The organism is Spirobacillus cienkowskii, from assembly GCF_037081835.1.
In the GTDB taxonomy this organism is placed as follows: Bacteria; Bdellovibrionota_B; Oligoflexia; order Silvanigrellales; family Silvanigrellaceae; genus Silvanigrella; species Silvanigrella cienkowskii.
In genome coordinates this window covers 2,503,627-2,518,991 of record NZ_CP146516.1, presented here as the reverse complement: position 1 = coordinate 2,518,991, position 15,365 = coordinate 2,503,627, and the positions used below count along the sequence as shown (strand labels likewise).

The 15,365-nt window shown below is 32.7% G+C and carries 11 protein-coding genes and 4 tRNA genes; 11 read left to right on the top strand and 4 right to left on the bottom strand.

Annotated elements, in window-relative coordinates:
* Positions 1–10: 10 nt before the first annotated feature.
* Complete coding sequence (locus tag Spiro2_RS11335) at positions 11–1,474, bottom strand: nicotinate phosphoribosyltransferase (protein WP_338635935.1); 1,464 nt, start codon at positions 1,472–1,474, stop codon at positions 11–13.
* Between the two features lie 26 nt (positions 1,475–1,500).
* Entirely contained in the window at positions 1,501–2,898 is a 1,398-nt protein-coding gene (locus Spiro2_RS11330) for a hypothetical protein (protein WP_338635934.1), read from the bottom strand.
* 435 nt (positions 2,899–3,333) lie between these two features.
* Here Spiro2_RS11330 and Spiro2_RS11325 point away from each other — a divergent pair, with 435 nt between their 5' ends.
* From Spiro2_RS11325 to Spiro2_RS11315, 3 genes are all read left to right on the top strand, one after another.
* Positions 3,334–4,317: a hypothetical protein gene (locus Spiro2_RS11325; RefSeq protein ID WP_338635933.1), complete on the top strand. Its 984-nt coding sequence runs from the start codon at positions 3,334–3,336 to the stop codon at positions 4,315–4,317.
* Between the two features lie 145 nt (positions 4,318–4,462).
* Positions 4,463–5,614, top strand: a complete 1,152-nt coding sequence (locus Spiro2_RS11320) for a citrate/2-methylcitrate synthase (protein ID WP_338635932.1) — start codon at positions 4,463–4,465, stop codon at positions 5,612–5,614.
* A gap of 72 nt (positions 5,615–5,686) precedes the next feature.
* The gene (locus tag Spiro2_RS11315; protein WP_338635931.1) at positions 5,687–6,496 is read left to right on the top strand and encodes an ATP-binding cassette domain-containing protein; all 810 of its coding nucleotides are present in this window, start codon (positions 5,687–5,689) and stop codon (positions 6,494–6,496) included.
* A 6-nt stretch (positions 6,497–6,502) separates the two neighbouring features.
* Here the strand turns inward: Spiro2_RS11315 and serC are convergent, their stop codons facing one another.
* Complete coding sequence (gene serC, locus Spiro2_RS11310; protein WP_338635930.1) at positions 6,503–7,600, bottom strand: 3-phosphoserine/phosphohydroxythreonine transaminase; 1,098 nt, start codon at positions 7,598–7,600, stop codon at positions 6,503–6,505.
* A gap of 195 nt (positions 7,601–7,795) precedes the next feature.
* Positions 7,796–8,344 (bottom strand): hypothetical protein, encoded by a 549-nt coding sequence (locus Spiro2_RS11305; protein WP_338635929.1) that lies wholly within the window; start codon positions 8,342–8,344, stop codon positions 7,796–7,798.
* A 212-nt stretch (positions 8,345–8,556) separates the two neighbouring features.
* On the opposite strand from Spiro2_RS11305, the gene Spiro2_RS11300 reads away from it, so the two are divergent.
* From Spiro2_RS11300 to Spiro2_RS11265, 8 genes are all read left to right on the top strand, one after another.
* A tRNA-Thr gene (locus tag Spiro2_RS11300) sits at positions 8,557–8,632 on the top strand.
* A 7-nt stretch (positions 8,633–8,639) separates the two neighbouring features.
* Positions 8,640–8,725, top strand: a tRNA-Tyr gene (locus Spiro2_RS11295).
* Between the two features lie 23 nt (positions 8,726–8,748).
* Positions 8,749–8,825: transfer RNA gene (locus Spiro2_RS11290), tRNA-Gly, on the top strand.
* An 84-nt stretch (positions 8,826–8,909) separates the two neighbouring features.
* Positions 8,910–8,984: transfer RNA gene (locus tag Spiro2_RS11285), tRNA-Thr, on the top strand.
* Between the two features lie 131 nt (positions 8,985–9,115).
* Entirely contained in the window at positions 9,116–10,486 is a 1,371-nt protein-coding gene (gene hflX / locus Spiro2_RS11280) for a GTPase HflX (protein ID WP_338635928.1), read from the top strand.
* A 985-nt stretch (positions 10,487–11,471) separates the two neighbouring features.
* Entirely contained in the window at positions 11,472–12,359 is an 888-nt protein-coding gene (rsmA, locus tag Spiro2_RS11275; protein WP_338635927.1) for a 16S rRNA (adenine(1518)-N(6)/adenine(1519)-N(6))-dimethyltransferase RsmA, read from the top strand.
* A gap of 380 nt (positions 12,360–12,739) precedes the next feature.
* Positions 12,740–13,405, top strand: a complete 666-nt coding sequence (locus tag Spiro2_RS11270) for a succinate dehydrogenase cytochrome b subunit (RefSeq protein WP_338635926.1) — start codon at positions 12,740–12,742, stop codon at positions 13,403–13,405.
* A gap of 6 nt (positions 13,406–13,411) precedes the next feature.
* Positions 13,412–15,331, top strand: a complete 1,920-nt coding sequence (locus Spiro2_RS11265; protein WP_338635925.1) for a fumarate reductase/succinate dehydrogenase flavoprotein subunit — start codon at positions 13,412–13,414, stop codon at positions 15,329–15,331.
* Positions 15,332–15,365 lie beyond the last annotated feature (34 nt).

Sequence of the window (15,365 nt, the reverse complement as noted above, 5' to 3'; positions counted from 1 at the left end):
AGTGAGTTTGTTATTTGTTTTCTTTAATTAAATTTTCTTTTATTTCGTAAAGATTTTTTTCTAAACCAATTGGATAAATTTCAGAATTTAATATTTTTTTGTATTTTTGATTGAGTTTGCTTAAATTATTGAGGGTATTTTTTCTGATTTCTTCGATATTGGGGCATTCATAAACTAAATTTCCATTTTTAAATATTGGAATTAATAAATCTTGAAAATCATTTTTATTAGAATTTACTATAGAAGAATTGAAATTGCTTAAAGAATAGGTGCTATTTTCTTCTTTTTGGTTAAAAGATAGTTCATCATAAATCATATCTGAAACATATTCATTATTGGATTGAAATCTTCTAATTTGTAAAATTCCAGGTGTTGAAATTTTAATAGCCTGATTTGAAATTTTAATTTTATATTTCCACTCGTTATTGATATAAATAGCAGATAACTTATATACAGCTCCTAAAGCAGGTTCATCAAATGCAGTAACAAGTTGGGTGCCTACGCCTAATGATGATATATTTGAGTTTTCTTCTTTGAGTTTGGTAATAATATATTCGTTCAAATCGTTACTAGCTATAATAGCTGTGTCTTTAAATCCTGCTTCATCTAATAATTTTCTAGCAGTATTACTTAATTGTGCTAAATCTCCAGAATCTAAGCGTATTCCTTTAAGAGTTTTTCCTTTACTTTTTAGGTAGTGCCCTACCTTAATGGCATTTTTGATACCATCTATAGTATTATATGTATCAACAAGAAGAACTGCATTATCTGGCATAGATTCTGCAATTGCGTAAAAAGAATCCAATTCGTTTGCAAAAGACATTACCCAACTGTGTGAGTGGGTTCCTTTAACAGGAATTCCAAATATTTTTCCAGCAAGAACGTTCGATGTTCCATTGCAACCACCAATATAAGCAGCTCGACTGGCGCTCAGCGCACCATCAATTCCTTGCGCCCTTCTGGCTCCTAACTCAAATACAGGTATGTTTTCTGCAGCGTTAACAATACGAGCTGCTTTGGTTGAAATAAGTGTATGAAAGTTGATGATATTCAGAAGTGGTGTTTCGAGAAGTTGGCATTGTGCAATGGGACCAGAAATTCTAAGAATTGGCTCGTTTGGAAAAATGACCGTGCCTTCTGGAACAGCTTCTATACTGCAAGTAAATTTTAAATCTTTTAAATAATCTAAAAATTTGGGATCAAAAAGACAGTTGCTGTTAGAGTCTTTTAAAGATTTTAAATATTCGAGATCGCTTTCTTGAAAATTAAAATTTTTTATAAATTCTATGGCAATTTCAAGTCCGGAAGCAATAGAATATCCTCCATGAAAAGGATTTTTTCTAAAGTAAAGATGAAAAACGCTGTGTTGTTCTGCAATACCTGTTTTCCAATATCCGTAAGCCATCGTAATTTGGTAAAAATCTGTCATTAGAGCTAAAGAATTTGTATAAACTTTTTTTAAAAATGAAGACATAAATTGAAACCTATTCAAAGCATTAGTTAATTTTTATTTAAAGAGAAGTAAAGTTCTTTATTTTTAGAAATATTTAGAACAATAGGTAATTTTTTTCTTGAAAATGAATGCATATAAAACCTAAAAATAGGTACAATTGAAATTTCGGTATATGCCGCTATTTCAAACTTACTCAGCTCTTTTTCGCTAACAGGAATTGTTGCTGCAGATCGTACTGTGATCTCTTTTAAACTGTTTAAAGTTTTTGGAAAATTTTCTAGGTATTCTGTTGTAAAGCTTGAATTTAATAAGCTTTGCAACCAAATTTGGCGGTTATTATGAATTCTATCAATAAAAATTTGGAGATCAGCTCGAGCTGTTGAGTTTTCTTCTAATGACTTATCTATCCAAGAGATATTCACGCCGGATTTATTAGCATATTGTTCGAACTTTAACATGACTTTATTTTTGGCAGACCCGTAAGGAATAGAAATTTTAATTTCTCGAATATGGTTTGGAATTTGTACAAGTTTTTTAGGCCATTGGGTTTCTTCTGAGTCTCCAGGCTCATTTTTTTCAAAATGACTTTTGGCAATATAATAGTTGTCATTATCAGACAGACTTAATGCAATAGATCTCAAAATACTAGAAATTGCCAATCGCGTATCTTTTTCTGCAAAAGTTGCGCTTTTGGAATCAAATATCGCTATAAATGTCTGCATATATTGACTTCTATTAACATTAAAACTTTCAAAAGTTTCATTTACTCTTTTGTACTTATTAAAATCTGAAGAATTGAAATAGAAATCGAATCCTTCATGTGAATTTGATGTACAGAGTTCAATTTGATTGCCTAATGCATTCAAAAAATAACTACCATTTTCATAACGTATAGGGTATTTGCTAACCAGGTCAAATTTTTCTGGGTGATATTCTTTGTGTGTCGATGAATTAATCCGAACAGGCCATATGACATTCCCTGCGGCTGTAAAGCTTAAAGCTTCTTCTAAAACACCTAATATTTTTTCGATTTGTGTTTCAAAATAAAGTTTAAATTTAATTGGGGAAATTATCTCAACTCCCGCATATTTTCTTGTTTCCCAACCCGGCTTATTTATGTCTTCTGTGCCTTTGACACGTATAAATGAAGAATATTCTCTATAAGTAATTCCTTTAGCAATAGCCATTGCGGCTTCAAAGCTACTAACAGGTGTCCCATCTTGCCAAGTTGCAGTCAGTGATACAGTGGCTTCAAAACTATTATTTTCTGGGTCGAAAGAGTAATTTTCTAGTATACCCTCTTGTTGATTATCTCTATCAATAAATGGTTTGAGTACTAATAATAAGTAACCAAGCTTTTTAAGATTTTTAATTTCGCAAAATGGATAAAAGTCTATTTTAGACACGCCAGTACAATAACGATAGGATATATTTCTTATATTCATTTTAAAATTTTCTCCTGAAAAGTAATCTTTTTTTGGATATTGCAAATTTAACAATTTTAAAGAACTGGAAAATCCGATATTAGTTTTTAAATTGAATTTGTTTGTCTGGCAAGCTTTTTTTTTATTTAAAAAAGAGAATAATAATAAAAAATTCTCCTTAATTATCTTATAATTAATTGTATAAAATTTAAAAAATTTATTAAATAAATTTATTTATATTTTTTGGTTTTCTATAAATTAAATTGTTTATTATCAAATTTAATCATGTATTTTTTACAAAAATTGAATTTAGTTATTTTATAAAAAATTTTTTTTTATTCAAAAAATAACTAACCAATTTTCTTTTAATAAAATTTGTTCCTCAAGTTTTTAAAATTATAAAACTTGTAGTAAGCATAAGTTATGGAAATTTACTGATTCGAGAGAGGCTCTAAAATGACGATTAATCCATCTCAAACGATTTTAAAAGCTCAAAGACCGCAGCCGCCTATCCTAATTTTTGATATTGAAACTGTTCCAGATATTCCTTTTATATTTTTAAATTATAGCGAAAATTTTAATTTGTCTTCAAGCTTTGATTATGAAAAAGATTGGAATAATTATATATATTATGAAGAGTTTAAAAACAAATCTCAAACTGATTTTCCTAAAACTATTTTTCATGCTGTAATTTCTATTTGTGCAGTTTTTGTAAATCCAGAAACATATACAATCATGGATGGCTTTAAACGAACTATTCCAAAAGTTAATACCTATCAAGAGTTTAGAGAATATGAAAAAAAAGTTTTAGAAGAGTTTTGGTTGTTTTCAATAAAATATCAAGATTTTCATAAAAGCTGGTATGATTTTAATATTGAAAACAGATATTTGAGTGAATATCAAAAAAGTAAATTAAAAAAACTCCCAGTTACTTTTTGTGGTTATAATATTTCTAACTTTGATTTAATGGTTATTGAGCAGAGAAGTTTAATTAATTTTATAACCTGTCCAATTGAAGAATATGTTAAAAATCTTGGTTCAGATTCTTATCGTTACAAATATGCTTCGGATAAAGTTTTCAATCTTATGAATTTTATTACAAATTATGATGTGAAAAATGCAAGAGTAGGACTAGATACTCTTGCTCGCGGTATGGGGCTTGGTGGTAAAATGACTGGGATGGATGGTTCTAAAGTTGCAGAAAAATTTTATATAAATAATGATTTTTTAAAAATTGAAGAATATTGCGCTGTTGATGTACTAATTTCTTATGGAGTTTTTTTAGCAATACAGAAATTTCGCGGAATTTTAAGCGAAGAAAGCTACAAAGAGTGTTTATTATGGTTTGAAGCTTGGTTACTTAAAGAAGGAAAACCAGAAAGTTACAAAGAGTTAGCAAGAGAAAGTTCTAAATATTTTAACTATGCAAAAAAAACTTAAGAGAACCTATTCAGGGTCGATAGTTGTAACAGAAGGATTACAGGAGTATAGAATTTTAAACGCATGACCTATTTATATAGTAGTGAAACGTTAAAAATAAAAATATTTCAATATTATTTTGAGCTTACCTAGGGAGGAATAAGTTATGTCAGATGAAAATGGGTTCTCTAAAGGCTTAGCTGGAGTCGTTGCTGATGCAACTTCTGTTAGTCAGGTGCAAGGAGAAGTTGGAAGACTAATATACCGTGGTATTTCTATTGAAGATCTTGCAGAAAAATCAACATTTGAAGAATGTGTTTACTTTTCTCTTTATGGAAAAATGCCAACTCAAAATGAATTAAATAAATTTGTAATTCAAATGAAGTCTCACAGAGTTTTGCCTAAAACTGTTGAAGCTGTTATTAAAGCAGCGCCACGCAGCGCACACCCTATGGCCGTTTTGCAAGCTGCTGTTGCTGCAATGGGATTTGATGAAAATCCTGTGAATTTAAAATCAGAAGAATTAAATATCCAAAATGCAATTAAGATAATTAGTCAGCTTGCAACAGCTGTTGCATTTATTTCAAGAGATCGCCGCGGTCTACCTGTTATTTCTCCAAATATAAATTTATCGCATGCAGAAAACTTTTTGTATATGTTAAAAGGTGAAGTTCCAAACAAAGACGAGTCTCGCATGTTTGATGTTGCACTTATATTGCATTTGGATCACGATTTTAATGCTTCGACATTTGCCGCTAGAGTTGTGGCATCAACTGAAGCTAAATTATCTCTTTCTATTTCTGCTGCAATTGGCGCGCTCTCTGGTCCATTGCATGGTGGTGCAAATGAAAAAGTTCTCGAAATGGCTGATGCAATTGGCTCACCACAAAATGCCAAAGCTTGGGTTGCAAATGCGCTTGCGACTAAAGCAAAAGTAATGGGTTTTGGTCATCGTGTATATAGAACTATGGATCCAAGAGCTAAAGTTTTACGTGGCATGCTAGAAAAACTCGTGGCTTCTAAAAAAGAAAAAGACACGTATGAAACACTCAGAATTGTTCATGACACAATGATTGAAGAGCTTAGTAAAACTTCAAAAGACTATATATGGCCTAATGTCGATTTTTGGTCTGGCGCAATGTATCGTTTAATGGGAATTGAGTCTATTGATTTTACTCCTATTTTTGCTGTTGCTCGTGTAGCAGGATGGTCTTCGCATATTGTTGAAATGTGGCGAGACAATCGTATTTATCGTCCAGCAGCAAAATATGTTGGACCTACTAATGAAAATTATCCAGAAATAAAAAACAGAAAATAATTTAAAAAAACATTATACTTGAGTTGTGGATTTATTTTGTCCACAACTCTTTTATTTATTTTGGGGGTGTTTTTGGAAGAAGTATTTGGTAACAAACCCAATCCAGTAATTTCTTTTGCAGATTATTCTCTTTCTGTTGGATTTGTTTCACCAATTAGAAATCTTTCTTTTATTATAAATGAGGGTGAATCTGTTGCTATTATTGGTCCTACAGGATCTGGTAAAAGTTTGTTACTTTCTGTGATTGCTCAGTTAATTTGGGAAATTGATAATAAATTTTTACTAAATTCTTTTAAGCAAACAGGGGAAATAAAAATATTAGGAGCTGTTTTTTCTGATAAAAAACCGAACTCTAATGTTTTGAAATTAATTTATTCTCAGGTTGCGTTAGTTTCTGAAAAAAGTGCTTGGTTACCTGTATCTATTGCTGAAAACTTTGCTATTTCACAAAATCTTGTTGGCGCTAAAGAAATTTTATCTTTTCATGAACTAATCGATAATTTACCAATTTCCCAGCATAATAAAGCCATGATAGCATCTCTAGCAGAGTTGTTGCCAAGCCAAGTAGAATTGCCATTTTTACAGCAGTTAGCAATTATTAGAGCGCTAATTAGAAAGCCTAAAGTATTTTTATTAGATGATGCTTTTTTACGAATGGATCCTGTATTATTAAAACAAACAGAAAATTTGATTTTAAATATGAGTACAAATACAACACTAGTATGGGCCACTAATGATCTTTATCAAGCAAGTAGAGTCACAGATTGGACTCTATTTATGCAGCATGGAACTGCTGTTGAATACACGCAAACAGCACAGTTTTTTACAAATCCAACAACTCAAGCAGCAGAAAATTTTATTGCAGGCCGTGATGATGTTTAATTATATTTATCCAAATTTTTTACGATAATGCTGCATAAATTCAGCAAATACACAAGCTGATTCGAGGCTGACGCCATTATACATAGAGGCTCTTACACCACCAACAGAGCGATATCCTTTTATTTCAAGAAGATTTTCTTTTGCTGCCTCTGCAATAAAGTGTTCATCTTGTTTTTCTGTTGGTAGTTTAAAAACAAAATTATGGCGAGAGCGATATTGATGTTCAACTCTGCCAATGTATAAGCCAGAATCAATTTCTGTGTAAACTCTTTTTGCTTTTTCAAGTGCCCATTTTTCCATAGTATTTGTTCCGCCCACTTGATCAATCCATTTTAACATACGATTCATTGCATATATTGAAAATACTGGAGGTGTATTTAATGCGCTTTTGGCGTCGTGTATTGCGTGGTATGATAAAGCTTTGGCAACATAATTTTGTTTTGTAATAAGAGGGCTTTTTTCAAGTAAATCGTTGCGTATAATAATAACAGAAACTCCTGCAATGCCAAAGTTTTTTTGTGCACTTGCATAAATAATGCCTGTTTGTTCCCAAGGAATGTCGGTACGTGCCGCTAATGAGCTTGTCATGTCGAGCACTAACGGAATATTTTCAAATGTAGGAATTGTTGCGTATTCTGTTCCGTAAACTGTGTTGTTAACTGTGATATGGACGTACTTTGAGTTTTTTGGTATTTGCCACTCTTTTGGATTGCCTAAAGATTTGTAATCGTATTTTCTTCCATCATACACTAAGTGTACAGTTCTCGGTAAAGCATAAACCTCTTCGCACGCTAAATGAGACCATACACCTGTGTCGGTATAAGCAATTTCATCACCCGCAATAGAAAGGTGTTGTGGAATTAGAGAAAAATGCTGTTGTGCTCCACAGCATGTAAACAAAATAGAATGAGTATTAGGAACTTGAAAAACTTTTTTAGCAATAGCATGTGTTTCTTCATTTAATTTTTCGAAATATTTTGAACGATGCGAAATTTCCATAATACTTACGTCAATACCAAAAGTATCTAGCAGTTCTTCATGAATTTGATTACGAACTGTATTTGGTAAACGAGCTGGGCCAGGACTAAAATAGTGTACGTTCATACGTGCCTCTTTATTGACTTGTGCTTGTATTATTTGAACTTTCTTCTTTAGTCTAAAATTTTACGGTAAGAAATTTTAGACTAAAGAAGAAAGTCAATCTCAATGTATTTATGGCAGCATTATCATTCTGATGCAAAAAATAAATGCTTTTTTCTGGAGTGTGTTTTTTTTATTGAAAAAAGATTTTTTGGCTGGTTAAAACTTTAAAGATGTAACAACTAAACCAATTTGATTTTTTCCTACCCAAAACGTTGGAAAAGCTAGGCCAATTTCACTGCCATTTCCTACAATAAGGGCTCCCGCTTTTGGTAGTGGTCTTTTTTTGGCGATGCTTTTTTCTGTCTCTTTTTTGTTTTGATTATAACCTTGGCTAGGAACAAATGGAGGCATACTATAGTAATAATGTTCATCACTATCTGGCATGTAGTTAAAGTAAGAATTGTTTTGCATTTTAGAAATATTATAAAGTCCATAAGCGCTACCGAGCATAAAGCCAATAGAGGCGCCTCCGGCAGTAATTCTGATATTTTCAATAAACGAACCTGTTAAAAATGGTAAAATGGCAATTCCCATTGTTGCCCCAAATAAGGCTCCATATCCTCCAGAAGAAAATATTTCGCGCATTTCGTCTTCGCTCGTGTAAACATTTTGTTGTGCAATAGTTTTAAAATTTGCCATTATTGACAAAATTAATATCCATTTTTTTATGGTAAATATTCTTTTGATCAGACAAAAGAGGAGCATCTGTTTTCTCCTTAAGTTTTTTATTCTTAAGTAATTTTATCTCAATATTGAGAAGTTGAAATAGTCAAATTGAGTGACTGTAAAAAATTCCTTATAATTTTATTTAGTTAAATTTAATTTGAAACACTCTGACGAACGGAAAAATTTTTTTTGATAAGATTGCTTGACAACTTTGGCTTTAATACATTATCCACATCTTCACCGAGACGTAGGCTGGCTTAGCTCAATTGGTAGAGCACCTGATTTGTAATCAGGCGGTTGGGGGTTCAATTCCCTTAGCCAGCTCCATACTTTCGGGGAGGTTCCAGAGTGGCTAAATGGGGCGGACTGTAAATCCGCTGTCTTACGACTTCGGCAGTTCGAATCTGCCCCTCCCCACCATGTTATAAGATTGCCTAGATTGCGCGGGTGTAGCTCAATTGGCTAGAGCGTCAGCCTTCCAAGCTGAATGTTGAGGGATCGTGCCCCTTCACCCGCTCCATTTTTTTATGTTAAATGCTATTTTAGCTGTTTGTTGCTCAATTAAGCTGAAAGCTACAATCAACTTTCACCTAAAAATGTTTGTGCCCATGTAGCTCAGCGGTAGAGCACTTCCTTGGTAAGGAAGAGGTCTCCGGTTCAAGCCCGGATATGGGCTCCACCGATTTCTACTCCCACTTTATTGTAAAATTTTTAATAAATTTAAAACCGTGATAAAGTTGTTAATCTTGAGATCTGATAAAGGATTGGTATCTCTTATGTTGTCTCAAAATTTAACTATCAAAGGTTTTTATGTTAATTGAAATTAATCAAAGCAAGCCTCTTAGGGCATTACTTGTTGGTGTGCCAACCCCAGATGTGAGTGATTTAGAAAATCAAGAATCATTACAAGAGTTATCTAAACTAGTTAAAACTTTGGGTTATCAGGTTGCAGGAACAACATTTCAAAGACGCCAATCTCTTTTTGGTGCTATTCCGCTAGGAGATGGCAAACTCCAAGAAATTGCTAAAATGACAAATGGTTCTGGTGTCATAAAATCACGAACTAAAAAAATGAAACAAAATAAAGATGATCCAACGTCTCAGCAAAATAATGAAGCACAAGACGAAGAGCTAGAAGATGATGATAAAACAGATTCTTCTAAAATTGATGCAGTCATTGTTGACTGTGAACTCACTCCTTCGCAAATTGTAAATTTAAAAACTGCATTTAACGTTGAAGTGTACGATCGTACAGGAGTTATTGTTGCAATATTTAGTAAGCATGCCAAAACGCGAGAAGCGCGACTTCAAGTTGAAATTGCTCGTTTAAAATATTTGGCACCTCGCATTAGAGAAAGCGGCAATAATGAAAGACAAGGCGTCGGGAGAGGGTCTGGTGAAAGCAATATTGAGCTTGATAAAAGACGTATTCGAGATCGCATTGCAGAATTAAAAAAAGAGATTGCACTGATTCAAAAAGAACAAGGAATTAAAAGAAAAAAACGAAATGAAGTGGAGTGCGTTGCGCTAGTTGGCTATACCAATGCAGGCAAATCATCATTGATGCGTTCTTTAACTGGCGCTGAAAACCTGGTTGCTGATAAGTTGTTTGCAACATTAGACACAACTGTTCGTGCATTATATCCAGAAACACGTCCGCAAATTTTGATAACAGATACTGTTGGGTTTATTAGAAAATTACCGCATGATTTGGTAGTATCATTTCATTCTACGCTAGAAGAAGCGTTAAATGCTTCGCTATTATTGTTTGTGATAGATGCCTCTGATGAAAATTGGAGAAATCATTTATTGGTGACTCAATCAACTTTAACAAGTATTGGAGTCACTCAAGATTACCCTAACCAAATTGTTTTTAATAAAGTTGATTTGATAACAGAAGAAAAAAGAATAAGTTTAAAGCAAGAGTACCCTACTGCTCTCTTTCTTTCTGCGCATATCGATGCTGATATAAAAAAACTACGAGAGTTTTTGATTGAATTTTTTGAGAGGGATATGGTGGATGAAAAGCTATTTATTCCTTATTCGATTCAGGGTGTTATTGGTCATATTCGAGAAACCCTTAGGGTGATTCATGAACAGTATGACAATAGTGGATTGGTTTGTACTGTTCGTGGAAAATTGGAAAATATAAAAAAAGTTAGAAAACGTTATGGAATATAATTGATTTGATAACACCTGTTTTACTCCGAAATTATTTTAAATTAATTGGTGGAATATCTTTAAAAATAAATATTAAAATTGAAATATATTAAAAGATATTAATTAAATGATTAAAATACAATAAAAATAAGTGTCTTAGCTTAAATTTAGAGCAAAGTTGAATTTTGTTTTTCAAGTGAAAATAAATTTTAAATCGTTGAATTTTATAAAAAAAATTAAATTAGCATATAAATTGGAGGGGCTGTAAAAGCAAAATATCAAATATTCTTATATTTTTTTGGATGATCAAAAAAAAGGATTGGTATGCTTTTTTTTGAGATACCTCTCTTGAAAGCTTGCAATTTAAAATAAGTTGAGTTTATAACCTTGACAGAAGCCATGAAACAAACGTGTTCGGACTATTGAGCTTCTTTACCAACCCAATAAATACCTTCCTTTGACCTCTCGCCATAGCATTGTCCTCACATATTTATCATTCCACTTTTCTTCCTCAGAAGAATGACCCAGAAGGTTGGTGCCGAACGGCTGACCTTCTAATTTTTTTATAAGTTAATATGTTTTAAAACTATAAATATTATAAAGCAGTATATCTTAGATTGGCATCCTTACAAAAATATTTATTAAAAAGTTGCCACTTGCATTGCAATAATTTTTTTTGTCACCTATCATAATAAAGTAACGATATAAAAATAAGGAGGAAATAATGCCAAGTAAAGATAACAAAAAAAAGAAGAAACAAGATAAAAGCAAATCTACAGCAGCAGCTCCGCAACAAAAGCAATCAGAAGCTCCTGTAGCACAAAAAGATTCAAAAAAGCGCTGATTTCAGCGCTTTTTTGTTTTTTAAACAGGCTTTCTAAAGTTAACTTTAAAGGTTATTTTAGATTTAAGCTTGATAATTTTGTATTTTACTTGACACAATCTATGACTTAAAGCAAATAGCTTTAAGTAGCTGGGTTATTTATTGTGTTTAAATAGGTAAAATATGAAAAGAAAAATTAATAACAGTCCCAAAAATCAAGCATTCCATCTTCATGCAAAAAAAACATTAGGCCAAAACTTTCTTAATGATAAAGATATTATAGAAAATATTGCAAACTCAATTTTTTCTCTTTTTAAATCGAATCAAAAAAAATATGTCCATGAAATTGGCCCAGGGTCGGGTGCTTTAACACAAGCGCTTCTGCAAAAACAGATTTCTGTTTTAGGATTAGAAAAAGATCAAAGAGCCGTTCAGGGATTAAAAGAGACACTAGAATTAAATTATCCAAATGTCTTTGAAGTTATTCAAACAGATGTTTTAAAGTGGACGCCAAAAATGGACACTAATTTAAATGAAAACTCTGAATGTATTTGCATTGGTAATTTACCGTATTATATTTCAAGCGAAATTTTATTTTGGTTTTCGACACATGCAAAACATTATAGTCATGGAATTTTTATGCTTCAAGAAGAAGTTGCAGATAGGTTAATTGCGAAACCGGCGTCAAAAGCCTATGGAAGATTGACAATAAGAATGCAGCTTTTTTTTGAAGTTAAAAAACTTTTTAAAGTACCAGCTCACTGTTTTATTCCTAAACCCAAAGTTAATTCTGCAATAGTTCAATTAACTCCTAAGCCTTTTTCTTTTCAATCTGAAAAAGAAGATCATGCTTTTGGTATACTAACAGCAACATTATTTAGTGCACGTAGAAAAATGTTAAGGCGAGCTTTGTTGCAAATATTAACAAATTTAGAAAATAAGTATCCCGGAAAAACTGCAGAATTTTGGCATTTGGCAAATTCATTTCAAGTAACAGAAGAAACAAGACCCGATGCTATTTCGCCAGAAGCTGTTTTAGCATTTCATAAATTTTTTTTAAAGTATAATTAAAAATTTTAATATTGAAAATCGTTATCATTAAATTCGGTGCAACAAGAATTCAATTTTTTTCTTAAAATTTTTTTAGATAAATAAAAACAAATAATTACCTTTATTTTTGAGTGCAGCTAACTCAGTGTAAAAATTTTTATTGTGAAAATTTTTCCTAAGTTAATTATTTATTGCATTAATAGACACAAATAGAATATTTTAAAATTAGAAGTATAAAAGTAAAAAATGTTTAAAGTATAGAAAAGTTAGTGGTTAGCTTTAGAGCTTGCAATTTTTAATAATCGAGTATTATCCTATTGTGTTTCATATGAGGAGTGTTTGATTTCAACTTCGTTGATAAATTTTTTCTTGCAAATTAGTTTTTTTAGGAGAATTGCTCTATGTCAGCAAATTCTGGTTTTTTAACAAGCACCATCGGTAAAAAATATTTTATGGCATTGACTGCTATAATTTGGTCTTTATTTGTGATGGCGCATATGATCGGTAACATGCTTATTTTTGTTGGTGCAGAAGCCTATAATAAGTATAGTCATGCTTTAATTTCTAACCCTGCAATATATTTGATTGAAGCGTTTTTAATATTTGTGCTTGTATACCATATTTTTACTGGTTTTACTTTAGCTGTGCGCAATTCTATCGCTAAACCTAAATTTTATTCTGTTTCTCCTGTTAAAGAAAAATCTGCATCGATCACTTCGCGATCGATGATTTATACGGGATCAATCACGCTTGCATTTATTATTTGGCATTTGATCACATTTAAATGGGGACCAAAATATTCTGTTACATATGATGGAACCGAAATGAGAGATATTTTTAAACTCATAGTCGAAAAATTTCACGATCCTATTTATGTTGCTGGCTACTGTTTTGTCATGATTTTGATCGGCATGCATTTATTTCATGGCGTTCAATCTATCTTTCAAACCCTTGGTATTAGTCATCCTCGTTATAATAAATTTTTTAAGTATTTTGGCTATACCTATGCGATAATTGTTGCAGCAGGCTTCTTTTCTCAACCACTTTATGTATTTTTTGCAAGGTAACCAAATATGACATACAATTTTGACTCCAAAAGCCCTTCTGGGCCAATTGAAAATAGGTGGACCACTCATCGGTTTTCTTCAAAACTTGTTAACCCAGCAAATCGAAGAAAGCACTCTATTATTATAGTTGGTACTGGTTTAGCAGGAGCTTCTGCTGCAGCGTCATTAGGAGAAATGGGGTATCACGTAAAAAGCTTTTTTATTCATGATTCTCCTCGTAGAGCGCACTCAATTGCAGCACAAGGTGGAATCAATGCTGCCAAAAATTATAAAAATGACGGTGATTCCATTTATCGTTTATTTTATGAAACGATAAAAGGTGGCGATTATCGTGCACGTGAATCAAATGTTTATCGTTTAGCAGAAACATCTGTACGTATTATTGATCACTGTGTTGCTTTAGGTGTTCCGTTTGCAAGAGAGTACGGTGGACTTCTTGATACGCGTTCTTTTGGGGGAACTCAGGTTTCTCGTACATTTTATGCCAGAGGACAAACTGGACAACAGTTATTAATTGGTGCTTACCAAGCCATGATGCGTCAAGTTTCAGATGGAAATGTAGAAATGTATCCGCGGCGTGAAATGCTTGAACTCGTTGTGATTGATGGTCATGCGCGAGGTATTATTGTTCGTAATTTAATTACTGGTGAACTAGAGGCGCATCATGCAGATGCTGTGGTGCTGGCAACCGGTGGCTATGGCAATGTATTTTATTTGTCAACAAATGCAAAAGCATCAAATACCTCTGCAATTTGGAGAGCGTATAAAAAAGGCGCATTATTTGCGAACCCTTGCTACACGCAAATTCACCCCACATGCATTCCTGTGTCAGGTGAGCATCAATCTAAATTAACATTAATGTCTGAATCATTAAGAAATGATGGACGGTGCTGGGTTCCAAAAAATAAAGGAGATATCCGCTTACCATCACAAATTCCTGAGAGTGAAAGAGATTATTATTTAGAGCGCCGTTATCCAAGTTTTGGTAATTTGGTTCCTCGAGATGTGGCATCGCGTGCAGCAAAAATTGAATGTGATCATGGCCATGGTGTAGGACCATCTAAACTTGCGGTGTTTTTAGATTTTCAAGATTCAATCAAACGATTGGGCGAAGACAAAATAAGAGAAAAGTACGGCAACTTATTTCAAATGTATGAAAAAATTACTGGAGAAAATCCATATAAAACCCCTATGAGAATTTACCCTGCAGTTCATTATACAATGGGTGGACTTTGGGTTGATTACAATTTGCAATCAAGTATTCCAGGGTTGCATGTGTTAGGAGAGGCAAACTTTTCGGATCATGGAGCGAATCGTTTAGGTGCCTCTGCTTTAATGCAAGGCTTGGCAGATGGATACTTTATTATTCCAACAACTCTTACAAATTATATTGGTGGTACAACGCTTCAAAAAGTCACAACAGAGCACGCCGAGTTTAAAGAAGCGATGAACAGTGCGCAAACACGCATTAATAAAATTATAAATGTTAAAGGTAACAAAACTGCAGATCAATTTCATAGACAGCTTGGTCATGTTATTTGGGATTATTGTGGTATGGCAAGAAATAAACAAGGGCTTGAAAAAGCACTTAAAGAAATTCCAAAAATTAAAGAAGAATTTTGGCAAAATATTTCTGTTCCTGGAAGTGGCGTTCAGCTTAATCAAGAACTTGAAAAAGCTGGACGTATTGCTGATTTTATAGAGCTGGGTGAAGTGATGTGTTTGGATGCGCTTGCGCGAGAAGAATCGTGCGGCGGGCATTTTCGCGAAGAACATCAAACACCAGATAATGAAGCAAAACGTGATGATGAAAAATTTGCACATGTTGCTGCCTGGGAATTTAAAGGCAACGATAAAAAACCAGAACGACATGTCGAAGAGTTAAAATTTGAATACTGTCACCCAACGCAACGTAGTTATAAGTGATAAAAAAGGATAAAAGCCTTATGGAAAGTAAACA